The organism is Paenibacillus sp. Soil724D2 (genome assembly GCF_001427935.1).
Lineage (GTDB): Bacteria > Bacillota > Bacilli > Paenibacillales > NBRC-103111 > Paenibacillus_E.
The window spans coordinates 832,081-853,144 of the sequence record NZ_LMRY01000001.1 but is presented as its reverse complement, the minus strand read 5'-3'; the positions used below and the strand labels follow the sequence as shown (position 1 = coordinate 853,144).

21 protein-coding genes and 1 pseudogene are annotated in these 21,064 nt (G+C 44.8%); 11 read left to right on the top strand and 11 right to left on the bottom strand.

Annotated elements, in window-relative coordinates:
• Window positions 1-574 precede the first annotated feature (574 nt).
• Complete coding sequence (locus tag ASG85_RS03925; protein WP_060645400.1) at window positions 575-1,327, bottom strand: hypothetical protein; 753 nt, start codon at window positions 1,325-1,327, stop codon at window positions 575-577.
• Between the two features lie 46 nt (window positions 1,328-1,373).
• On the bottom strand, window positions 1,374-1,547 hold the full coding sequence (locus ASG85_RS38705; protein WP_164484144.1) for a hypothetical protein: 174 nt from the start codon (window positions 1,545-1,547) through the stop codon (window positions 1,374-1,376).
• A gap of 222 nt (window positions 1,548-1,769) precedes the next feature.
• On the opposite strand from ASG85_RS38705, the gene ASG85_RS03920 reads away from it, so the two are divergent.
• The 4 genes from ASG85_RS03920 (at window position 1,770) to trhA (ending at window position 4,880) form a co-directional block, all read left to right on the top strand.
• On the top strand, window positions 1,770-2,093 hold the full coding sequence (locus tag ASG85_RS03920; protein WP_057305388.1) for a hypothetical protein: 324 nt from the start codon (window positions 1,770-1,772) through the stop codon (window positions 2,091-2,093).
• A 235-nt stretch (window positions 2,094-2,328) separates the two neighbouring features.
• Window positions 2,329-3,423 carry a glycosyltransferase family 2 protein gene (locus ASG85_RS03915; protein ID WP_057305387.1) on the top strand — a complete coding sequence of 365 codons (1,095 nt, stop codon included), beginning with the start codon at window positions 2,329-2,331 and terminating at the stop codon, window positions 3,421-3,423.
• Window positions 3,420-4,019 (top strand): glycerol-3-phosphate acyltransferase, encoded by a 600-nt coding sequence (locus tag ASG85_RS03910; RefSeq protein ID WP_057305386.1) that lies wholly within the window; start codon window positions 3,420-3,422, stop codon window positions 4,017-4,019. Before ASG85_RS03915 ends, ASG85_RS03910 begins: the two co-directional genes overlap by 4 nt.
• Before the next feature lie 216 nt (window positions 4,020-4,235).
• Complete coding sequence (trhA, locus tag ASG85_RS03905) at window positions 4,236-4,880, top strand: PAQR family membrane homeostasis protein TrhA (protein ID WP_057305385.1); 645 nt, start codon at window positions 4,236-4,238, stop codon at window positions 4,878-4,880.
• 53 nt (window positions 4,881-4,933) lie between these two features.
• On the opposite strand, the pseudogene ASG85_RS03900 reads toward trhA, so the two are convergent.
• Together ASG85_RS03900 and ASG85_RS03895 are read right to left on the bottom strand one after the other, a co-directional pair.
• Window positions 4,934-5,307: pseudogene (locus ASG85_RS03900) on the bottom strand (altronate dehydratase); the annotation flags it as partial.
• 207 nt (window positions 5,308-5,514) lie between these two features.
• Complete coding sequence (locus ASG85_RS03895) at window positions 5,515-6,399, bottom strand: helix-turn-helix transcriptional regulator (protein ID WP_060645398.1); 885 nt, start codon at window positions 6,397-6,399, stop codon at window positions 5,515-5,517.
• Between the two features lie 132 nt (window positions 6,400-6,531).
• Here ASG85_RS03895 and ASG85_RS03890 point away from each other — a divergent pair, with 132 nt between their 5' ends.
• On the top strand, window positions 6,532-7,419 hold the full coding sequence (locus ASG85_RS03890) for a sugar phosphate isomerase/epimerase family protein (RefSeq protein WP_060645397.1): 888 nt from the start codon (window positions 6,532-6,534) through the stop codon (window positions 7,417-7,419).
• Between the two features lie 130 nt (window positions 7,420-7,549).
• Window positions 7,550-8,959, top strand: a complete 1,410-nt coding sequence (locus ASG85_RS03885; protein ID WP_060645396.1) for a HEAT repeat domain-containing protein — start codon at window positions 7,550-7,552, stop codon at window positions 8,957-8,959.
• Window positions 8,960-9,031: 72 nt separating this feature from the next.
• Here the strand turns inward: ASG85_RS03885 and ASG85_RS03880 are convergent, their stop codons facing one another.
• Together ASG85_RS03880 and ASG85_RS03875 are read right to left on the bottom strand one after the other, a co-directional pair.
• Complete coding sequence (locus tag ASG85_RS03880; RefSeq protein WP_060645395.1) at window positions 9,032-9,892, bottom strand: AraC family transcriptional regulator; 861 nt, start codon at window positions 9,890-9,892, stop codon at window positions 9,032-9,034.
• A gap of 4 nt (window positions 9,893-9,896) precedes the next feature.
• A complete protein-coding gene (locus ASG85_RS03875) occupies window positions 9,897-10,550 on the bottom strand; it encodes a TetR/AcrR family transcriptional regulator (protein WP_060645394.1) in 654 nt (217 codons plus the stop codon).
• A gap of 139 nt (window positions 10,551-10,689) precedes the next feature.
• Between ASG85_RS03875 and ASG85_RS03870 the strand changes: the two genes are divergently transcribed.
• Window positions 10,690-12,189 (top strand): MDR family MFS transporter, encoded by a 1,500-nt coding sequence (locus ASG85_RS03870; RefSeq protein WP_060645393.1) that lies wholly within the window; start codon window positions 10,690-10,692, stop codon window positions 12,187-12,189.
• A gap of 131 nt (window positions 12,190-12,320) precedes the next feature.
• Window positions 12,321-13,328 (top strand): DUF3231 family protein, encoded by a 1,008-nt coding sequence (locus tag ASG85_RS03865; protein WP_057305377.1) that lies wholly within the window; start codon window positions 12,321-12,323, stop codon window positions 13,326-13,328.
• A 95-nt stretch (window positions 13,329-13,423) separates the two neighbouring features.
• On the opposite strand, the gene ASG85_RS03860 is transcribed toward ASG85_RS03865, so the two are convergent.
• Window positions 13,424-13,810 carry a TfoX/Sxy family protein gene (locus tag ASG85_RS03860; RefSeq protein ID WP_060645392.1) on the bottom strand — a complete coding sequence of 129 codons (387 nt, stop codon included), beginning with the start codon at window positions 13,808-13,810 and terminating at the stop codon, window positions 13,424-13,426.
• Window positions 13,811-13,983: 173 nt separating this feature from the next.
• Here ASG85_RS03860 and ASG85_RS03855 point away from each other — a divergent pair, with 173 nt between their 5' ends.
• Genes ASG85_RS03855 through ASG85_RS03845 form a run of 3 tightly spaced genes read left to right on the top strand, consistent with a single transcriptional unit; the run spans window position 13,984 to window position 15,359 of the window.
• Window positions 13,984-14,319: an ArsR/SmtB family transcription factor gene (locus ASG85_RS03855; RefSeq protein WP_063860126.1), complete on the top strand. Its 336-nt coding sequence runs from the start codon at window positions 13,984-13,986 to the stop codon at window positions 14,317-14,319.
• Window positions 14,297-14,758, top strand: coding sequence for an SRPBCC family protein (locus tag ASG85_RS03850; RefSeq protein WP_060645391.1), 462 nt, complete (start codon window positions 14,297-14,299; stop codon window positions 14,756-14,758). The genes ASG85_RS03855 and ASG85_RS03850 overlap by 23 nt, the downstream gene beginning before the upstream one ends.
• A 43-nt stretch (window positions 14,759-14,801) precedes the next feature.
• The gene (locus tag ASG85_RS03845; RefSeq protein ID WP_235550059.1) at window positions 14,802-15,359 is read left to right on the top strand and encodes an SRPBCC family protein; all 558 of its coding nucleotides are present in this window, start codon (window positions 14,802-14,804) and stop codon (window positions 15,357-15,359) included.
• A 91-nt stretch (window positions 15,360-15,450) separates the two neighbouring features.
• Here the strand turns inward: ASG85_RS03845 and ASG85_RS03840 are convergent, their stop codons facing one another.
• The 4 genes from ASG85_RS03840 to ASG85_RS03830 form a co-directional block, all read right to left on the bottom strand.
• Complete coding sequence (locus ASG85_RS03840) at window positions 15,451-15,933, bottom strand: CBO0543 family protein (RefSeq protein WP_057305374.1); 483 nt, start codon at window positions 15,931-15,933, stop codon at window positions 15,451-15,453.
• The gene (locus ASG85_RS39695) at window positions 15,920-16,312 is read right to left on the bottom strand and encodes a CBO0543 family protein (RefSeq protein ID WP_321166558.1); all 393 of its coding nucleotides are present in this window, start codon (window positions 16,310-16,312) and stop codon (window positions 15,920-15,922) included. The genes ASG85_RS03840 and ASG85_RS39695 overlap by 14 nt, the downstream gene beginning before the upstream one ends.
• A 146-nt stretch (window positions 16,313-16,458) precedes the next feature.
• Complete coding sequence (locus ASG85_RS03835; RefSeq protein WP_060645390.1) at window positions 16,459-19,389, bottom strand: DEAD/DEAH box helicase; 2,931 nt, start codon at window positions 19,387-19,389, stop codon at window positions 16,459-16,461.
• The gene (locus tag ASG85_RS03830; RefSeq protein WP_060645389.1) at window positions 19,386-20,948 is read right to left on the bottom strand and encodes an SWIM zinc finger family protein; all 1,563 of its coding nucleotides are present in this window, start codon (window positions 20,946-20,948) and stop codon (window positions 19,386-19,388) included. Before ASG85_RS03830 ends, ASG85_RS03835 begins: the two co-directional genes overlap by 4 nt.
• Window positions 20,949-21,064: the final 116 nt, after the last annotated feature.

Here is a 21,064-nt window from a genome sequence, read left to right as displayed (position 1 = left end):
CTAGCAGAATCCGTTGAACATGCGTTGAAGAAGGAGCTAGAAGCAAGAAGAAAGATGAGGCATTAGTTAAGCTGCTCTGTGTCATCTCACGGTCGTGAATAGCCCAAACTTAGAATTCGTGGAACATATGGGCAATATAATACAGGGCAGAAAGTGATGATCTTAAAGTTTTTTGTCTGCAGATAACGCGAAAATGACTGCCAGCAGGCAGATAAAAAGGGGAGTATGAAATGACATACTCCCCTTGAAGGCGTTGGGATTTATTGGATTTTTGAGGGTTAGGCTAATTGCAGCCTAACCCTTATTTATTGCGAGGCATATGAATTTGACTGACATCTCCTGCGTAGTTGCGGGAGTTGTTGTACGGCGTACAACAATTTCTTTGATTTTTGCTCGTCAGGCTGGAGATATTGTATTTCATACAACAAATTAGCCATATTTCATTCGAAATGGCCAATATTGCTTGGAATTGTTGCATTAATTACAACAATGGCAAGGATAACGCTGAATGGGAGCAGTAATGTTGTACGAAGTACAGCTTCACATGTTTTCAGGATATCGGGATACCAAGTAGTCAGGATGTTACCTTTTGTAATTTAGCAGGATTGTTGATTTTATAAGGTATCGGATGTTTCGAGAGCTTCTTCGCTACAATTTTACATTCGAATGAGAGCTTGTCCCCGATTTCCAGTTCCAATTTCTTAAGTGTGGCACTGTGGCTGGACCAAGCTTCGCCGATCTCCATTTCTGGTTCTGTCAGGGAAACAGCCTCGTAGATAACGACTTCATCTTCAGTATCAGAGAAATTGTTCGGTACCGTTGTAAATTCCTTTACAGTAGCGATCATTTTCACTTTTTCTTCGGGAAGTTGAAGCTTTGGAGCTTTTTCTTTTTTTGCCTTCTCTTTTTTCGGCTCTTTGGGGGCCTTTTTAACTTCCTCGACACTAGTATCCGCATTAACTCCCACATTTGCTTCGACGCTAACTGGAGCATCTTCTTGCAAAGTCTCAAGCTCTAAGACTTCCGCCTCTGTGGCGTCAGCGGTTCCTGCACCCCTCTGACTGTAATTGGCAGCCTGCATTTCCTTCAGGTAAGAGGGGTGGATACAGTGCAGCTGCTTGTTGTCGAATTCAATGACAGCCGTCATTTTATCCACAAAACCAACAATGCCGCATGGTAGATTCATGCCATTCCCCTTGTAGAAGAATGCCTTTGTTTTCGCTGCTTTCTCCGAAAGCAAGCCCCATTCTTTACATTGTTCAAGCTGCTCAGTCTCGTCTTCGAAAGTATTATACGAAGAGGGCTGGATGGTAAACGCGTGGACCACGAGATCTCCGCCTTTCTATTATTTGTTTGGAAGTATGTATCGTTAGTTATTCTAAGCGGTAATCGTCGGTTTTCTCGCCATCTTCCCAAATCTCTACGAAAAGGGCCTCGCAGTTTTCAAAGTCAGCCGGCTTCAGAGAAAGTGCTTTCTCCTCATCTGCGCCTACATAAACATTTTCCATTCCTTCGCCATCGAAGGAGAGGATAACATATATTTTCATATGCCATTGTGCCTCCAGTATTTTGATATTGAACATTATAACACAATTGCGGAAATGTTCGCTTGATGAGCGGAGAATGGGAGGAATTGCAAAGGAACTGCGGACAATAGGACGAATCTTTATCAAATCTTTATTAAATTTGGATAGGATTATGTATGATCCTGTCGAATTATACCAATTGCAATTTACATAACTCTATAATTTTCAAGGGGGAACAAGCAATTGGTTATTTGGAAGGGTTGGGGCATTTTAGCGGTACTAATGGCAGGTGCCGGGTTTATCGTAGGAATTCTGATTGAAAGTTTGATCTACGGATCAAGCAAAGACGTATTACATGGTTGGCCATATACGTTAACATTGATTGCCGCTGCTGTCGGCATTTGGTTTAGTGGGAAAGCATTGAATAAAAGTGCAGGACGTGTTCTCGTGGATCAACAGACGAATCAACAATTTAAAATGGGTACACCGCACTCTTTATTTTTCATCCCTATGCAATATTGGGCTTTTCTATTAGGCGTAATAGCCATTGCTATGTTATTTAAATAATCACAAAGATTGCCTTTGATTCACCCTCTTTGGGTGAGTCGATGGCAATTTTTTTTGCTCAAATCTTGCCGAATTTTGTACAAACGTTTTGCTGCACTTTCTGCATCCAGTTGCCTGTGAAGATGTTTTAAAATCACCTCCAAGTTCATATAGATGAATACAACCTGTTCTCCATATTGTAGTGGCAGCACTTCCATCCATCCGTTATGAGGGAATCGAAGGAGGGGGTTCGAGGGTGGCGATATTCTTATTATTTGTCATCGGATGTCTATGTGGTTTCTTGTTATTTAGAAAAAATGTGATCACCGTCAGTCAGGAACAAGTTCCGAAAAATGTGAAGCTGTCTATCATAATCCCTGCTAGGAATGAAGCATGCAATTTGCCTCATATCCTCCATGCACTCAAGGTCCAAACGCTGGAAGCCTTTGAAATTATCGTTGTTGATGATTTTTCGGAGGACGACACGAAGGAAATTGCTGAAAGTTACGGGGTTACTGTGATTAGCAACACGAGTCTTCCACAAGGCTGGACAGGGAAAAACTGGGCTGTATGGAACGGATATTTGCATGCTTCGGGTGATTTAATTGCCTTTCTTGATGCGGATATTCGCTTAGCTCCACGTTCGCTGGAGGCATTGGTTAAAGCGAGAAATAAAACGGGAGGCGTCGTTTCTGTCGTTCCCTTCCATTATACGGAGAAGTTCGTTGAAAGACTGGCGCTGATCTTTAATGTGCTTGGTGTATTCGCTTTTACGTCCCCTTTTGAAAAGAAAAATCCGAAAAAAGGTCTGTATGGCTCTTGCATCTTAACGACCAGAGAAGATTATGAGAAGATCAAAGGACATCAAAGCATCAAGTCGGAAATGTTGGATGATTTGAACCTTGGGGCTACCTATCGGCATGCCGGGATTCAAGTGACGAATTTTATCGGGCGAGGCCTGGTTTCTTTTCGTATGTATCCACAAGGGATCAAAAGTGAGGTTCAAGGCTTCGGGAAAGGAGCGGTCCTAAGCACATCAACGTTAAGTCCGGGTACGATTCTCCTTGTTGCGATTTGGGTTATCGGGCTGATTGCTTCAGAAACTTTCTTCCTATTCATCAACACTTCGTGGGCGCTACCGCTTTTTATTGGATATCTCTTATACATGATACAGCTGTTTTATTTGGTTAAACATGTTGGAGTGTTTGGAATCATCATGCCTGTTTTGCATGTTCTCTCAACGTTATTTTTCATCTGCGTCATGCTGTTTTCTGTTTATCAGGTTGTATTCCTTGGGCATGTTTCATGGAAAGGGCGGCACGTCAAGGTAGGAAGCAGGAGGGGGCAATGACCATCGTTTGGACGGTTTGTGCCTTTCTATCAGGATCTTTCATGTTTTCTTACTGGCTTGGACTTATCGCAAAAAAAAACTTGAAGACGGTCGGTGACGGTAATCCAGGGGCACTAAATCTGTGGAAGGCAGCTGGCTTTAAGCTTGGTGTTGTTGGCATTATTCTCGACTTTTTAAAAGGATACCTTATCCTCCTTTATATATTGCATTATGAGAATATTCAAGGGTACTTCATTATTTCTATCGCACTAGCCCCGATTATCGGGCATGCCTTTTCTCCATTCCTTAAGGGGAAAGGAGGTAAAGCAATCGCTGTGACCTTCGGGGTATGGAGTGCTTTATCCAACTTTGAAGCTTCTCTTGCTTTTGCCGTAGTTTTGGCCATTTTACTGAGTGCAATCAAGGTGATCAACAGAGGAAAGTCAATATCTACTGAGGCAGATGGCTTGCAGGTCGTTGTCGGTTTTTTGTTGGTAGGTATCTATTTGTATATGAGGGATTATTCGATTGCGATCCTCTGGGTTTGGTTAGGGAATTTTCTAGTGCTCGCATATACCCATAGATATGAGCTTGCTTTTTATTTAAAAAGGCGATGAAGAAATAAATAAATGGATCTCGGCCATTGATGCCGGGATCCATTTTTTTGTTCGAGAGGGATTGGGGTAAGCATTGCTTACCTCTTATTTGTTGGGGCGCTCCAGATTAAGCGCGGTTTTCGCGCTTATTTGTTCTATAAACAAGGCAAAGTCATTACATACTAGGCTTCACATTAGGAAAAACTAGGGGCTAAGCAGAAAGGAGTGAGCCTACGCATGGAAGATAGATTAGCTCTGAGGGAAGAACGGTTAAACGCATTAAGCCACGGCTTTGGCGCGGCGCTAAGCGCCTTCGGTCTTTTTTTACTTTTACAACGTTCCGTTCTATTCGAAGATCTTGCTTATATCGTTAGTAATGCGATTTATGGGGTATCTTTTTGCCTTCTATATCTCTCTTCGACCCTGCTGCATTGCTCTCGCTCGAAGAAGTGGGGCGAACGCTTTGAGATCATGGACCATGCAGCTATCTTTATTGCGATTGCGGGTTCCTATACGCCATTCCTACTGATTACCTTGCAAGGAACACTTGGGTACACGTTGCTGCTATTGATATGGGTTCTAGCTTTGGGAGGCGTCCGCTATGTTCATTTGATCATTAGGCGGTTTATGCCTTGGGGCCTTCTAATGTACTTGTTGATGGGTGGCTTCATGGTTTCATTAATTGGGCCATTAAGTGAACTTCTTCCCTCTATGGCTCTAGCTTGGTTAATGTTCGGAGTCGCTTTTTACTGCATTGGTGTGCCATTTTTTCTTTGGCGAAGGTTAAGATATCATCATGCTATTTGGCATTTGTTTGTACTCGCAGGAAGCAGCTGCCACTTTATTGCCATATATGCTTATGTGATGCCTGCCGTTTTGTAGGGGTGAAAATAGGCCTAGTGTCCGGCAGGCTGACATCTGCATAATACCTGGATCTATAAGCTCGGACCGATACGGTTAATGCTGAATTCCTGATGGCCCAGTATCTCGGCCTTGGTCAGTTTGCCATCAGCAATTCGCAAATTTCCTGCCAAATTTGTTCGCCTGTTTGCTCCAAATTTAAGGTTCCAGCGAGCATGCTGCTCACATCCACATCCATATTGTCTTCCATATTGGAGTAGGTGAATTTGTTTGCCGTAATTTTGATCACGGGGACAACAGCAGAACCCGTTGGCGTTCCGCGACCCGTCGTGAAGCAGACAATGTGCACGCCGCCTGCAGCCATTCCGGAGACACATTCGATGTCATTTCCCGGTGAATCCATAAAGTATAAGCCATGCTCTGGAACTTGTTCAGCGTAACCAATCATATCGTCCTTTTCGTTCATGACAAGACTATCTGTCCCGTGAATGATGTCATGTGACATTGGAACCCTCCTCAGAGTATGCTTGCACTTAGAGTTTTTTAAAACTTCAAGTTTCATTTCTAGTTTAAGAGTTAAATGGAATTGAATAGAGACTTTTCTCACGCATTTAGCACAAGACTAAGATAATGGGGGGACTGACTTGATAGCGGACTACCGTCTTCGCCGAACGTCAGAAGGCGGGAAACTCTTATATTTCTTGTATAGCTTCGTAAAATAGTTTGCGTTTCCGCAGCCAATTCGCTCGGCGATTTCGGTTACCGTCCATTCCGTTTCACGAAGTAAACGATCAGCTTCGTTGATTCTCAGCCAGTTCACATAATCGACGAAGGTACGTCCGGTAAGCTTTTTGAACGTTTTACAAAAATGGTACGGGTTCAAATTGACCATCCTCGCAGCCTGATCAACCGACAATGGCTCGGCAATATGGGTTTCAATATGCTGGATTAACGGCTTGAAAGACTCCGAATGACGGGCAGGAGCAGCTTTATCTATGAATTTCTCCGGCAAAAATTGACGAGATAGCAGTGCGAAAAGCAGCTGGAAATTATGTTTGATGACGAGTTCATAAGCGGCATTTTTATTCTCGAATTCAGCCGTAGATTCACGAATAAGTCGACGATAAGGGGCAGCAAGTTCATCCTCGGCAAGTAATTTGGCAGGCATTGGAACTCGCCCGTCCAGAAACGGGAGGATGAATCGTTCGTGCACGGGATCCGGATGCATCACTCGCAGCAAGGAGGCATTGAACACGACAGCAACATACTCCATTGCCTCATCTGCTGCGTTATAGCCAACATGCAAAGCTCCGGCAGGTACGAATAGCAGGTCGCCAGCGCGGGCCTCATAAGGCCGACTATCAATGTGAAATATCGCTTTGCCTACCTGCATATCAATGATCTCAAAATGTTCATGCCAGTGAAGATAGAGTATGTTATCGTCTTTAGCAGTCGTTTGCGGTCGGTTTCGGTAAAAGCGGATGGGATAGCTGCTATCCCAGGGTGGTGTCTTTTCCATTAAATCTTGAGGGTATGTCATGAGCTGCCTCACTTTCCTATGTATCAAGATAAGACCTATTTGGAGCAAGATAGGGTAGAGAATTTGCCGATATTCGTAGTTATAATGATCATATTCATTTATCTTATACCAATATAGGAGTGATATTCAATTATGAATAAGAAGCTTAGAGTGGGTACTTTAATTGGTGGCGGAGATGCCGTTCGCGTCATCCCCCAAATTGCCAAGCACGGATTTGAATCCTACAGTTTATCCTTTTGGCAAACAACCGGGAATATCGATCTCAAAGAAACGGCAAAGCGGGTAGCCGACATTGTGGCAGAGCACGACGCCGTCATATCTACGATTGGTGTATTCGGAAATCCACTCACGGGAACAGGAGATAATAAGGATACACTCGCAAGCTGGGAGCGGCTTATTGATCATGCACATCTCTTTGGTACCGATATCGTAAACGGTTTCACTGGCCGTATCCCAGATCGTCCAATTGATGAGTCAATACCGAAGTTCAAGGAAGTGTTTGGTGAACTTTCTAGGAGAGCCGCTGATCGCGGTGTGCGACTTGCTTTCGAGAATTGTGATATGGGCGGAACGTGGAAGACAGGGGATTGGAACATTGCCCATAACCCAACTGCCTGGAATCTGATGTTTAATGCCGTACCGGCGGATAACCTTGGTCTGGAGTGGGAGCCCTGTCATCAGATGGTCAGTCTGATCGATCCGATTCCGCAGTTACGTAAATGGGTCGATAAAGTGTTCCACGTACACGGCAAAGATGCAACAATTGCGTGGGATATTGTGCGGGAATATGGGATTCATGGGAGCCAAGAGTTCGTTTGGCACCGTACACCTGGCTTTGGGGATACGAATTGGTCCGATATTATTACGATTCTGCGTCAGGCAGGCTACCAAGGTACAATCGACATTGAAGGATGGCATGATCCCGTCTACCGTGATGAGCTCGAGATGACGGGTCAAGTGCATGCATTGAACTATTTAAAACGCTGCCGTGGTGGAGATTACATTCCAAACCCTGTTTAATGAGTCACTTTCAGTCCATCTTAGTTTTGTGCTAGCTCTGATTAAGATCGTCTATTTTTAGTCAGAGACATCTTTCTTATAATAAGGTCATTGTTACCGCATTCATTCAAAGCCAAGGAGGCTAACAGCCATGCAGGAAAACACACCTTTATTATTGACAGATGAGCAAATGAGAGAGTTTATTACAAACGGATGTTTAATCCTCAAAACCGATTTTTCGAGCGAGTTTCACAGCAATCTTGTAGAACAATTAAACACGGTTTATACGGAAGAGGGGAACCCCGGCAATAATTTACTACCCCGCATTCGTGAGCTGCAAAAAGTATTCGATCACCCAGTTGTGACAGGTGCTTTAACAAGTGTATTAGGGCAGAACTATATGATGCACGCACATAGACATGGGCATTTCAATGCTTCAGCAACGGCTGGAGGCTGGCATAAGGATAGCTATTGGGGCTATGACAGAATGCGCAATCATCACCCGAATTGGGCAATGATTATGTATTTCCCGCAGGATACACCAGTAGAATTAGGACCAACAGGTGTTATGCCGGGCACGCAAAATTACCAGACTCGGACTTTTGAATCCAATGAACAAGAAGGGGAAGTCTTAGCAAGCGGCGAGGCGGGTACTTTTGCACTAATCCATTATGATATTTGGCATCGTTCCACGCCTAATGTCTTAGGTCAGCCGCGCTATATGCTGAAGTTTGAATTCATGCGTACAGAGCTGCCGAAAGCACCTAGCTGGAATAATCAAGAGGCAGCATGGAGGAAGCCGGCTAACTTACATTTGCCAATCGCTGAGCATGATTTGATGTGGGAAGAAACTTGGAACTGGCTATCTGGAAAAATAGGCAGTCTGGCAGGAACAGCTGAATCTGATCCGGATCAAATTAAGGAATTAGCCGCTAAGTTGGATGGCTTTGAACCGCTAGCGATCAATGCGGCCTATGATCTGGCAAGAAGAGGGCAGCAGGGAGTGGACGCTTTACTCGAAGGCTTAAATAGCGAGAATAACCAAGTATCGCGAATTTCCGCTTATGGATTATCAGTTTCAGGAAGCGAGGCAGTTAACGGGCTAATTGCAGCTTTGCATCATGAGAATATTAACATCGTTACACATGCAATATTTGCGCTTGGTGAATTAAGAGGGTTAGCGGCAGAAGCTGTTCCTACCTTCATAAAGCTGCTCGAACATCCTGCTGAACTTGTTCGCTGTGCCGTAGTAGATGCCCTTGGATTCATGGACTCACCAGTGAAAGATATCGTGTCAAGCTTAGGTAGAAGCTTACAAGATGAGAACGCGCAAGTTCGCTTCATGGCAAGTTTATCCTTGTCCCGATTAGGATCTCAAGCGGAAGCAGCTGTGCCGCAGTTGGAAATCGCATTGGATGATGAGAACAGATATGTTCGTGCTCATGCTGCCGAATCTCTGCATTATATCGGCACGGAACGGGCTAAGAATACGCTCATTAAGTTTCTGCTTAATTCCCGCTGGTGCCCGACAACGACTAAGACTAATGCGTTCTACCCGTAAACGCGCAAAATAGATAGACAAAGAGGGCAAATTAACTTTTGCCCTCTTTGTGTTGTTTCCATTTTCATTGAATCATAGTTCGTTGTAATCGAGCATTTTCGGTTTCAAATCACGGAAAGAAGTTGGTGTAAAACCCGTTTGTTCTCGGAACATCCGGGAAAAATACGATAATTCCATTCCCAACGAATCAGCGATTTGTGAAACATTTAATTCCGTCATCATGAGTAAATCCTTGGCTTTTTCTGAGCGTAAATGGTTCATATATTGAATCGGTGAATAACCCGTAAATTGTTTAAAGGCATTAATAAAGTAGTTAGGGTGATAATGCGCAATTTGGGATAATGTATCTACGGATACGTTATCAGCAATATGCTGTTCCATATAGTGCAGCACACTATTCATTTTCTCGAAAGTAGGGGTAGAAGCCAGATTCAGCTTGACGGTTTCACTTTGTTCAATGAATTCGGCAATGAATTCACTTAAAATCGCATTGACTCTAAAGGCGGAAGTTAATTCTTCACTTTTAATATAGGCTATCAATTGTTCGAATTTATTTTGTAAAGCTTCTGGATCTTTGATCGTAATGAAAGCGGATGTTTGCAAAATCTGAAACAGATCCAAATCCCCGATTTTGGCCGTGAAATGACACCAGTATTTTCCGAAAGTATGATCGCTTATAGTTCCATAAGCTTGATTACTCCCCGCCGGAAGCAGATAAAGTTCGCCTGGTTTCGGATAATAGGTCTGATCCCCAACTTTTACAAAGCCTTCTCCTTCGATAATAAAATACAAGCGATTAAACGGACAAGCAGCGTTCTCATCGTTCCAGGATCTCAGTACCTTGGTGTAAGCAGCATAGGATAAATCAAGCTTCGCTTTAGCAATATATTTCTTCCAGAAGGTGAGCTGGCTAGGATTCATATCAATTCTCATGCGCTTATATTCCTTTCACGAAGAGTCGGCAAATGCCATCAATAAATTGTTGTTTGGTATAGCCCAGAATTTCTCGATGATACAAGTACTGTTCTGGTGTTACCGAGGCAAGTATGGTGTTAACAGTCAAAGTGACATCGATCGGTCCAATCTCCTCTTGTTGAACGGCACGAGTTATCAAAGGAGCGAGAAGGTTGTGGAGTCGAACATAAATGGGCTTTTTGTGTAAATAGAAGCTATGTTTGTCCGTATATATGGTGTTGATGACGGACAGTAAAGAAGCTTTACCGTCCACAAAATCAATAATTCGAACGATCGTGTCCGACAATTGGTTCATAGCTGTTACCTCGGGACCGGGATCAGCAATACTAGCTTCCAGAGAAGCAATAAATTGGGATGTTGTTGAACGTAGCAGATCGCTGCAAACCTCGCCAATGTGGGCGTAACGGCGATAAAGAATACCTTGACCCACGCCCGACTCTTTGGCAATCTGGTGCATGGTAACGGATTCAATTTGATTGGTTTCGAATAGGCTTTTGGCAGACGTAAGAATACGCCGTCGATACTCTGAATCACGTTCTTCGCGTCGACCGCAAGGTGGAATGGCTTTCATATCTTGGCTATATAATGAATTCTCATTGGTATCTGGATGTTTCACACGTGCTCCTCCTATAAGAACAATCTTAACAAAAGAAATAATTGACATTCCGGACAATTGTCCGTATCATGATGTTGCGGACAATTGTCCGTAACTATTGTAGCACGATGGAGTAGATATTGTGAAGGAGGAACACAACATGAGTAAACCAATAACATCTGGTGAAGCGGAGCCGGAGTTTAAGATTACGAGTATTCTGGTACCGCTCATCGCTATCATATCGGGTATTTTTATGGTTATCCTCGATACGACTGCGATGAATGTGGCATTGTCGAAGCTGGTCATCGATTTTAAAACAGATTTACCAACCATACAGTGGACCGTAACAGGCTATATGCTGGCGACAGCGGCAGTCATTCCATTAGCGGGATGGTTATCAGACCGATTTGGGGCGAAGAATGTATTCCTCACCTCTGTCGTTCTTTTCACCGTTGCATCGGTCTTATGTGCTACACCGAACAACGCGGAGTGGTTGATTGTTTTCCGTATCCTTCAAGGTTTAGGCGGCGGATTCGTTATGCCTGTTGCAATGGCTTATGTATTCCGGCTGAGTCCTCCGAACAAAATTGGTCAAGTGATGGGGATGTTGGGTGTACCCATTCTGCTAGCGCCTGCGATTGGGCCAATCTTATCCGGATGGCTGGTTGAGTACCATTCCTGGCACTGGATTTTCTTAATTAATCTTCCCGTCGGTATTTTCAGCTTTATCTTTGGACTGTGGAAGCTGCCGGCTGTCGCACGTAAGAAGGTAGCTGGTTTTGATTTACCAGGTATGATTCTAGGGCCTATTGCCTTTGCATCCTTATCATATGGGATCACACAAGGTGCTGAAAGCTGGACTTCCGATAAAACATTGTGGGGCATCATCATTGGAGCTGTCGCATTGATCGCCTTTATCATAGTTGAACTTAAATCCAAGCTCCCTCTGCTCGAGTTAAGAGTGTTCCGATCAGTGGATTTTTCCTTCAGTATTTTCGTACAGTGGGTACTGCAATTCTGCTTGTTCGGGGCCATTTTCCTGCTTCCGCAATTTCTTCAGCAAGCCCGCGGGTACGGTGCGTTCGATACGGGGATGACGTTATTCCCACAAGCGTTAGCTTCGGCCGTTATGATGCCGATTGGCGGATACTTGTTTGATAAAATCGGTGTTCGCTGGTTAGTTGTCGCTGGGCTCAGTCTTGTTTCCGGTGCGATCTTTCAATATTCGCATGTCAATCTAACGACAGAAGGACATGACTTAATTTTACCGCTTATTATGGCTGGTTCAGGTATGGGACTCATGATGATGCCTCTTAATTCACATCTAATTAAGAAAGCTCCTCATGATTTGGTAAGTCGAGTTACTTCTTTAACTAGTGCCATGCAGCAAGTTATCAATTCTTTTGCAGTTGCTACTCTGGTGACTATTCTCTCCTCGCGCGTGAACTCATCCATAGCTGCAAAAAACATTCCAATAAACAGTCCTGCTGATATGCAAAAGGCTATGTTTGCTGTAGCGCCCGAAGCTTTCGGCCAGACTTTCCACGTGATGCTCATTATTGCGATCTGTGGGATATTCTTAGGTTTGTTCCTTCGCCGTGATAAGACACAGCCTAATGAGGCTGTGAAACAAGAAGTCGCGTTAGAAGGGCTTCACTAAATAAGAACAATCTTATTGGAAGCTTACCGAATATTCGGTAGGCTTTTTTTGTTATTACGATTCTACATAGAAGTTGTGTATTTATGGAATTCTAACCAATAGCGTAAAACATCATATTAGGGGGCAATACAATGAGTCAAGATGAGCATCATATTCAACTAGCTTCTGGTGATATCGCGCCTTTATGGGGAGGATATTTAAGTGACAGTATGGTCAATTGTGTTCTTAAGCATTTCTTGCATACTGTTGAGGATGGTGAAATAAAACCAATCATTGAATTTGCTCTTGGATTGATAACAGAACATATGGAATTTGCTAATAAGTTATTTAAAGACGAACAGTTTCCTATCCCTCACGCCTTTACAGAGAAGGATGTCAACCTAAAAGCGCCAAGACTATTTTCAGATGGTTTTATGCTGCTCTATCTTAGACATATGGGCATTGCTGGCACTGTTACTTATGGAATGGCATTAGCAAGCAGTTCAAGACAGGATATTCGTGCATTCTTTCTACATAATCTGAAAACTACGGCTGAACTGCTGGAGAAATCTACGGCTATATTGCAATCTAAAGGAATTCTCACTAGGAGTCCTTATTTACCGTATCCCAATTCCGTTGAATACGTGCACAAAGAAAGCTGGTTAAATGGACTGCTAGGCGATCGTAGACCTTTAAATGCAGCGGAAATCGCGAATCTTTATTTGAATATTATGAAAAATAGCATGGGTCAAGCATTGATGTTAGGTTTTTCTCAAGTTGCTCAAGCTAAAGAAGTCATTGCTTATATCGTGCGCGGCAGAGATATCTCCTCGAAGCATGTCGAAGTATTCAGCGATTTATTGCGCGATGACCAGTTGCCGGCACCAACGACTTGGGAAACAGAAATTTCAAATTCTAAGGAGTCCCCATTTTCCGATAAGCTAATGCTCTACCATACGGTCTTTCTTTCAGCCGTAGGAATGGGAAACTATGGAGCTTCTCTTGCAGCAAGTATGAGGAGGGATTTGACAACTGCATATCTTCGGCTTACCGGTGAAATTGGAACCTATGCAGACGATGGCGCAGAACTGATGATAAAGAATGATTGGATGGAAAAAATGCCTGGAGCGATCGAACGTAACGCTCTACTATCTACGTGAAGGGAATCGTATTCGTGTTACGCAGCTCTATTTTACTTCAATAAAAAACCATCCTGTGCGTACTGGATGGTCTTTGGTTTGTCAGGAAAGTACGGCTATACGTTTTTACTCTTCTTGGTGCTCGTTTTTTTCTTCGCAGGAATCTTCTCTGGCATTGCTGCGACCCATTGTAAGGATTGCTCGATCCACGCCGTAATTGTATCAGGCGTTTCCCGCCACTGTTCCGGTAAGGTGACATATTCCTTCATCGGTTTGCCTGGCATGGGGGAACACAATGATGCTCCTTCTTGCTCGACGAGACGAGCACGTGCGTCTTCCGGCAGGCGGATAAAAATTTGCTGTCCGTAAAGTCCAACGAACATGTTGCCATTAATAAAACCGGCCAGATTACCGAACATGGGACGAATATGAATATGAGGATCACCGGGCATAACGTCAGCGAAAAATTGTTTCATCTCCTCATCAGGACGAGGCATGGACATAAAGAAAACTTCCTTTCAATGTGGTATTTTTATTTCCATAATCGACTTAAGCCGTTTCAAGTCTCCTTGAATGCTTCTTCTGCCGTATTTTAGCAATCACTTATGTAAGTGTCAACTTAAATAGTTTCATTATTTAAGTTGACACTTAATTAAGTGTGTGCTAAAGTAACGTCATGATCGAAAAAGTGATCCAAGCCATAGTAGAGCCAAGACGCAGAGATATCTTATATCTCGTACGTGATGGAGAGCTTACATCTAGCTCCATCGCGTCCCATTTTGACATTTCGGCGCCAGCAGTATCACAACATCTTAAGGTTCTTGAGGAATCCGGACTACTTGTGGTTCGGAGAGAGGGAACCAAGCGGTATTATCGTATGAGGAGGGAAGGTTTTGCTGATCTGAAAGCGTACATTGACCGTTTCTGGGATGATAGTCTACTGCTATTGAAGGAAGCCGCAGAAGAAGAAGAGAGGAGACAGCGTAACCGTGAATCAAACGAATCAGACTAATGATACGATTAGGAAAGAGATGTTCATCGATTGCCGTCCGGAGATCTTATTCTCCTTTTTTACCGACCCTGAGAAGATGGTTCGTTGGATGGGCAGACATATTCTGTTGGAGCCAAGCATCGGAGGGAAATATCGGATCGATGTGAATGGATCGGATATTGCGATGGGGGAGTATAAAGAAATTATTCCTAACGAGAAAATCATTATGTCGTGGGGCTGGGAGAAATCCAAGGTGGTTCCACCTGGATCAAGCACGCTCGAATTTAATTTCACAGCTAAAGACAAAGGTACTGTTCTGCTATTAACTCACTACGACTTGCCAGTCGAAGAAGTCGCCGGCCACACAGAAGGCTGGATGCATTATACAACTAGACTCCAAACGTTGGCTGAGGGTGGAGATCCTGGGGTAGATCCTTGGTCGGTTAAGGCCATGCATTAAATAATACGTATCATAAAAAAAGCTTATGGGGAGATGGAAGAGAATGACGACATTATCTTGCGATTGTGGGTTCAAGGTAGAAGAGGAAAACCGATACGAAGTTGAAGCGAAGATGTGGCATCATGCGATTCACGATCATACTGATATGTTGAAAAGCATGTCTGTAGAGCAGCTTACACAATGGTTAATGGGAAAAGACAAGCAATTAGGCGATTCTACAGCTATTCATCAGGAGGTTGTTTTCGCAGCAAATCCGAAACGCATCTATGAAGCGCTGACTGATGCCGCCCAGTTTAGCAAAGTCTCAGGTGGAGCACCTACAGAAATAACTCCGGAGGCTGGCGGTTCCTTCTCCTGCTTCGGGGGGATGATCGTAGGGAAAAATATTGAACTGGAGCCAAACAAGCGAATCGTTCAAGCATGGCGTGTCGCGAATTGGGAGGAAGGCGTATATTCCCTAGTGAAGTTTGAATTGGAAGGGCAAGGCGAGGAAACCCGCCTAATCTTTAGCCATACAGGCTTTCCTGAAGGACAAGAAGCTCACCTGGCTCCTGGTTGGCATACAAATTATTGGGAACCTCTCAAGAAGTACCTAGCCTAACATAATAAGGGGCTATCCTCAAGATCTACTTTTGGGACAGCCCCTTTTATTTGTTCTCATCGCTTCCAAAGGACATGCGTATGAACGAGAATTACATGTTAGATGCAGGCGCCCTCTTCCTATTGAAGAACCACACACAAAACATTCGGCTTAATAAGAATGTAATCATTAGAGAGAGCATTGTACAGAACCAGCTCCAGTGAACATAACGGACGAGATTCGTATAATGTTCTAGGATGACTTCCGTAATCGTGAGTGGCATGCAGAAAATGATGTAATAACTAAACTGCACACAGCGGCTCCGGCCGCTGGGATAATAGCAGTTAAACACCATGCAGATGATCGGATAAGCAAAGTACTCGTAAGTCATGCTGGTTCGGCTCACATCAGGCAGCTCTACCACAGGATAAGCCACTAAATTATACTCTACAACTATCAGGCCAATCGGACAAGTAAGCATCAGCTTGAATAGGAAGGACATGACCGCTAGCCGGATTTTACGACGTGGGATGGTGAAGATGAGCCCAAACGATAGAACCCACACAGCAGTTAGCACCCATCTATCCTTGCTCATGCTTAACTTCCTCCATTTCAGCTTCATATGCTTCTTGTTCTCCATATCGATAAAACCAGCGAACGATCACTTTCGTTAATGCCAGTAAGAAAATAAAGAACATACTGCCCATGAACCAGTCGAGGAACTTATATTCTAACAATTGTGTGTACTGATTTATCATATCATTTAACCAGGCAAGAGCAGCGCACCATAACAGCAGATAGAGGGTTCTTATCGCCCGCGAGCGCCGCGGCTCAAGGAGAATGTAGATACTAATTAATATTGGATACAGTAAATACGTGATCGTAAATCCGATATCTGTCGCTCTCGGGAACTCACGAACAGGGAAAGAAATGATCCTCAGCTTGACTTGCAGAATTACTGAAAACCAAACGATAGTCTGGGAAGTGGCGTATTATTTGCCAGATATCATGTAAATAAATGGATATGATCTCAAATGGAGCGCACGATATGAGTGATTAAAGGAATAAGGCAATGAAATGAAAAAACCTCCTCATGCTTGAGGAGGCTATCGTTCTTCAATCACCACTCCTTGCGAAGTGCAAACAAATCTCTCAATTCGTCGTTTGAGAGTTCCGTAATCCAGCCTTCGGAGGTAGAGATCACGTTCTCGCTTAGACTCATCTTGCTCTCAAGCATCTCGTCGATTCGTTCCTCCAATGTGCCCAGGGAAATGAACTTATGTACTTGTACATTGCGCGTTTGTCCCATCCGATAGGCGCGATCCGTGGCCTGGTTTTCAACGGCAGGATTCCACCAACGGTCGAAGTGGAAAACATGGTTCGCTGCGGTCAAATTGAGTCCGACTCCGCCGGCTTTCAGCGACAGAACGAAGATACCCGGCCCTGTTCCATCTGCGGCTTGGAACGTATCAATCATCTTATCGCGCTCTGACTTTGGCGTGCTTCCGTTCAGATACAATACCGGTTCGTTGCGATGTGCCCGAAGCACGTCAGCCAATATTCGCCCCATCCCTACATACTGGGTGAAGATCAGGCAGGAGTCGCCCTCGTCCCGAAGTTCATCGACCATGGCAACCAGCCGTTCAAGCTTCGCGGATCGCATGACGAAGGCTTCGCGGTTCTCTTCAGCAAGCAGAGTTTCCTCCGATAGATTAGCTTCCTTCGTTAGCAGATTAGGGTGGTCGCATAGCTGCTTTAGCTGCGTTAAGGCTGCTAGGATCGCTCCTTTGCGTTCCATGCCTTCCAGCTTTTGCATGCGTTCCATGAGATCCTTGACGGATCGTTCATAGAGTGCGCCTTGCTCGGCTGTTAGATTGATATAGACTTTCATTTCAAGCTTATCGGGCAAATCGAGCTGGATCGCCGGATCTTTCTTTTTGCGGCGCAGCATGAAAGGTTTGACGAGTTTCTGCAGCTGTGCCGTTCGCTCCTCGTCGTGGTGCTTCTCTATCGGATTCGCAAAACGATGCTGAAACCCGCGTTGGTTCCCGAGATATCCCGGATTAAGAAAGTCGTAGATCGACCACAGCTCGGACAATCGATTCTCAATAGGTGTTCCTGTCAATGCAATGCGGTGCCGAGCTTTGAGCGTACGGATCGCTGCGGATTGTTTATTGTGGGCATTCTTGATATTCTGGGCCTCATCTAAGCAAAGGGAACTCCACGTGGTTTCTTGCAGAGTCTCTTGATCCATCAAAGCTGTCGTATAGGAGGTAAGGACAATATCGGTGTCTTTCAAAACCTGAGAAAGAGCTTCGCCGCTTAAACGTCCCTTCCCGTAATGAAGATAAACCTTTAACTCCGGAGCAAAGCGAACTAGCTCTTTCTGCCAGTTGCCAAGCACAGAGGTGGGACAGATGAGTAGGGCAGGGTGTTCCGACTCTGCTCTATGATGCAGTAAATACGTGATGAATTGAACCGTTTTTCCGAGTCCCATATCATCGGCTAAGCAGGCACCCAGTCCGAACTTCCTAAGGAAGCTCAGCCAAGTGAAGCCCTCGTGTTGATACTTGCGAAGCTCAGCGCGCAACCCTTCAGGTACAGCAATTTCCTTTAATTCCGAAGGTTGCCCAAGCTGACGCAGCAGCGCCAAGAGGTGAGCATTCAGCTCGACTTCGAGCTTCAGCCGTTCTTCATTTTCCGCTTCTTCCTCCGCTGTAAGACTTTCCTTTTGGGTTCTTTCCTTTTCCGACTCACTTAGCAGGTGAAGCTGAAAGATATCCTGCAGGGACAAACCTTCTTCGGGATTCACGCTTTCCATGAGCCTTCGAATTTGCCCCAATAAAGAAGGATCCAAGATCACCCATTGTCCACGGAAGCGGATAAGCTTTTCATTGCGGCTAAGCAGCCCAGCAAATTCAGCTTCGCTCAGGTCGGAATCGCCAATGGCAATCCGCCAATCGAAGTTTACTAGCGAGTTCAGCCCGAATAGCGACTCGCCTTTGCCGCCAGCTTCTGAGGAAACCTTTGCGCGCAACCGAGGCTTCCGTTTCGAGGCGGCCTCCCACCAACCGGGGAGCATGACATTCCAGCCATCTTCCAACAAAAGACGGCTGTCTGTTGTCAGAAACGACCAAGCCGCTCCGTCGCTTAATGGTTCTGCTAATAGCTCGCCGCCGCTATTCTGCCCAGGCAAAGCTTCTGTTAGCCTAGTAGCCCAGCCAAGAGAACGCTCTAGGATATACGGGCTCCAATCGCTAGCCCACGTGCCTGAAGCGCGTCCGTCAGCATTAAGGCGAATTGGCGTTATAACCGATCCTTCACTTTTATCTTGCAGTACCAAGCGGAGACGCCAAGTATCATCATTTTCGTCCGGTTCCAGCAGCTGCAGAGCAGGGCGGAAGGGAGCAGTGTCCGGTTTCCAGCCGAGGGAAGCAAGCCATTCTTCGTCGGTGAACGCATCAGCCGAGGTAGGCGCAGACTTCTGTGCTCGGAACAGGGCTGGATAATCACGCCGAAGATCGGATAAGGCAGCTTCATTGGGGTAGTGCTCAGCCGAAACCACAGCGGAGAAGGCAGCACGTAAGCCAGACATTCCCTCACCTAAGCCATTTATGCTTTTTAGTGCATTCCAATCAAGTTGTTTCAGTGACTCCGTTTCGACATCCCAAGTCCAAGCCAATTTCCCATTTCGGAATGCACTGTAACTGGGTATGTAATGACCTGCTCTAGCTTCTCGGTATAGAACCGGCGCCACTTCTAGCAGTCCCTTCGTGGTTTCGTTTCCCCCTTCCCACCGGAGAACATCCATGAAGTAGGGTTCTGCGAAGAAGGGGAGCACCATCTCCACGGGCAGGATCGTTAGTGTCAACTCTCCCGCTAGCTGTTGGTCCAGAATGGTCCCATAGTAAGATGGCTCGTGCCATGCGAACAGCAGCTTTCGAAATTTATCCCCAGGCACGTCGCGTCCGTCCTGCAGCCCCCAGAGTAAGGCATCTCCACTGTCCGTTAAGGTCACGTTCAATGTCATATCATGCAATTTTGTGCTCATCCGAGTAGCTTTCCTTTCCTAAGTTCCTCTTGCAGCGCCCTCAGCCTGCTGTGTCGTTCTACGAAACTAGAAAAGAAATGTTCCCATCGCTCAGTTTGTTTCATTTTCTTGTACACTTTATCGAGCCGCTTGAGGAGCCTGACAGCTAATTTGTAATCATGCCGATTTTTCAAACTGACATAGTAATCTACGGCTTGATGGTAATAGGGTAGAAGGAGTTTTGGTGTATCCTTCTCAATCGGCTGCAGGACATTGACGCGATGATAAAGAGGGTCATGCCCCTGAAGGATCTGCATTTCCAACCATGGCTTCCATTTTCTTTGTTCGTACAGCATTTCCTCAATAATCCGGAAAGAATAAGGCAAAAGCTCTTCTAGAGCGCTCCACATGTGTTCTTCCGCTTGAGGAAGATGAACGATGGCCTTTGTCCAAAAACCGGCATAAACCTCAAGTTCTTTGGTCCGTTTCCGATTGAAAAAAGAGACTGATCTTCTCAACCAATTCACAAGCTCTTCCCAGTTCTGGACGTCATATAGATAGTCTAGGAAAGGAATAAATAGTTTGGCAGGGGCCTCTTTGAAAATACCATTCGTTTCCAAAGCCTCCCAGGCTTCTTTACTCTTGGATTGCTGCAAGTACAAGAAAGCCTTTGCGGCTGAGAGAGAAGGAGAGGGACTATCCATTGTCATCGTCTCAAGAGCTTCTATCTCCTTAGTTACATATTGACTTGCCTCGGGACTCGGGGCAATCCAATGTTTCCAAAGCGCGCTATAGACGCCATAATCTTGATAATTATGACCCGATTCTTCGGACATCTGCTGTCTGATATAATTTAACGTCTGCTCAAGGCGCTCTCCGGAAACCGAGAAGTCGAGAAGGGGAGAATGTTGCTTCAGCCAAGTATGAGCCTCATCATAAACCCGGTAAAGGGTGGAAGAAGTATAGTAACTTACACCACCTTGTGCGTTCTGCTCTTTTATTTTTCTTAGGATAAATAATTCCTGATGCATCTCAAAAAAAATCTGATCAATATCAGAAAAAGGAATAGTGATCTTCTCGATGTTTTGCAATTGCTGCCGCAGCATATCCACATAATTGCCCAAATCATATGTCGCCTTAATGAGAGACGTGTAATGGTTCAGAAACTTCTGCCAGCCGGATACATCCATTTTGGGCAATTGGGTGAGCGTAGACTCCAGTGAGGTTATTGAAGTAGCCCGCTTGAGATGCATTTTGGCATTCATAATTTGGGAAGCGGGGTAACCCAGACGATCCCCAAGCTCCATCCAAACGGCTGCCATATGCTTGCAAGCAGCTGGTACTGGGCAACTACATTGACTGGAGCGGGGCTTGTCTAAATTCAAAGTGACGCGGTAGTTTCCGGATTCTTCCTCTTCCACCCGTGCCTGAGCGACTCGAGTCTCAGATATGATCAAGGAAGCTACTCGCTGTTGTTTAAAGTAAGTAAACCCTCGACTTAGGGTAACGTCATTATAAGTTTCGGCTACGTGCTCCAGCAGCTCCAACCATTGGTCATCGTTTATAATGGGAGAACTCATCGAATAACTCCTTTTTTTCCACTTTCAATAATCAAAATCATCTTTTAGTATAAATAGTGAAGCTGATCATGTAAATTTGAAGAAATATGTTCAAATCATATAACAAATGAGAAGGA

Excerpts from the sequence above, each read along its gene's own strand:
- ASG85_RS03885 (WP_060645396.1), top strand. The coding sequence starts at position 7,550 with ATGCAGGAAAACACACCTTTATTATTGACAGATGAGCAAATGAGAGAG.
- ASG85_RS03830 (WP_060645389.1), bottom strand. The coding sequence starts at position 20,948 with ATGAGTTCTCCCATTATAAACGATGACCAATGGTTGGAGCTGCTGGAG.
- ASG85_RS03840 (WP_057305374.1), bottom strand. The coding sequence starts at position 15,933 with ATGAGCAAGGATAGATGGGTGCTAACTGCTGTGTGGGTTCTATCGTTT.
- ASG85_RS03895 (WP_060645398.1), bottom strand. The coding sequence starts at position 6,399 with ATGACATACCCTCAAGATTTAATGGAAAAGACACCACCCTGGGATAGC.
- ASG85_RS03845 (WP_235550059.1), top strand. The coding sequence starts at position 14,802 with ATGACGACATTATCTTGCGATTGTGGGTTCAAGGTAGAAGAGGAAAAC.
- ASG85_RS03880 (WP_060645395.1), bottom strand. The coding sequence starts at position 9,892 with ATGAGAATTGATATGAATCCTAGCCAGCTCACCTTCTGGAAGAAATAT.
- ASG85_RS03890 (WP_060645397.1), top strand. The coding sequence starts at position 6,532 with ATGAATAAGAAGCTTAGAGTGGGTACTTTAATTGGTGGCGGAGATGCC.
- ASG85_RS38705 (WP_164484144.1), bottom strand. The coding sequence starts at position 1,547 with ATGAAAATATATGTTATCCTCTCCTTCGATGGCGAAGGAATGGAAAAT.
- ASG85_RS03865 (WP_057305377.1), top strand. The coding sequence starts at position 12,321 with ATGAGTCAAGATGAGCATCATATTCAACTAGCTTCTGGTGATATCGCG.
- ASG85_RS03860 (WP_060645392.1), bottom strand. The coding sequence starts at position 13,810 with ATGTCCATGCCTCGTCCTGATGAGGAGATGAAACAATTTTTCGCTGAC.
- ASG85_RS03855 (WP_063860126.1), top strand. The coding sequence starts at position 13,984 with ATGATCGAAAAAGTGATCCAAGCCATAGTAGAGCCAAGACGCAGAGAT.
- ASG85_RS03835 (WP_060645390.1), bottom strand. The coding sequence starts at position 19,389 with ATGAGCACAAAATTGCATGATATGACATTGAACGTGACCTTAACGGAC.
- ASG85_RS03870 (WP_060645393.1), top strand. The coding sequence starts at position 10,690 with ATGAGTAAACCAATAACATCTGGTGAAGCGGAGCCGGAGTTTAAGATT.
- trhA (WP_057305385.1), top strand. The coding sequence starts at position 4,236 with ATGGAAGATAGATTAGCTCTGAGGGAAGAACGGTTAAACGCATTAAGC.
- ASG85_RS03910 (WP_057305386.1), top strand. The coding sequence starts at position 3,420 with ATGACCATCGTTTGGACGGTTTGTGCCTTTCTATCAGGATCTTTCATG.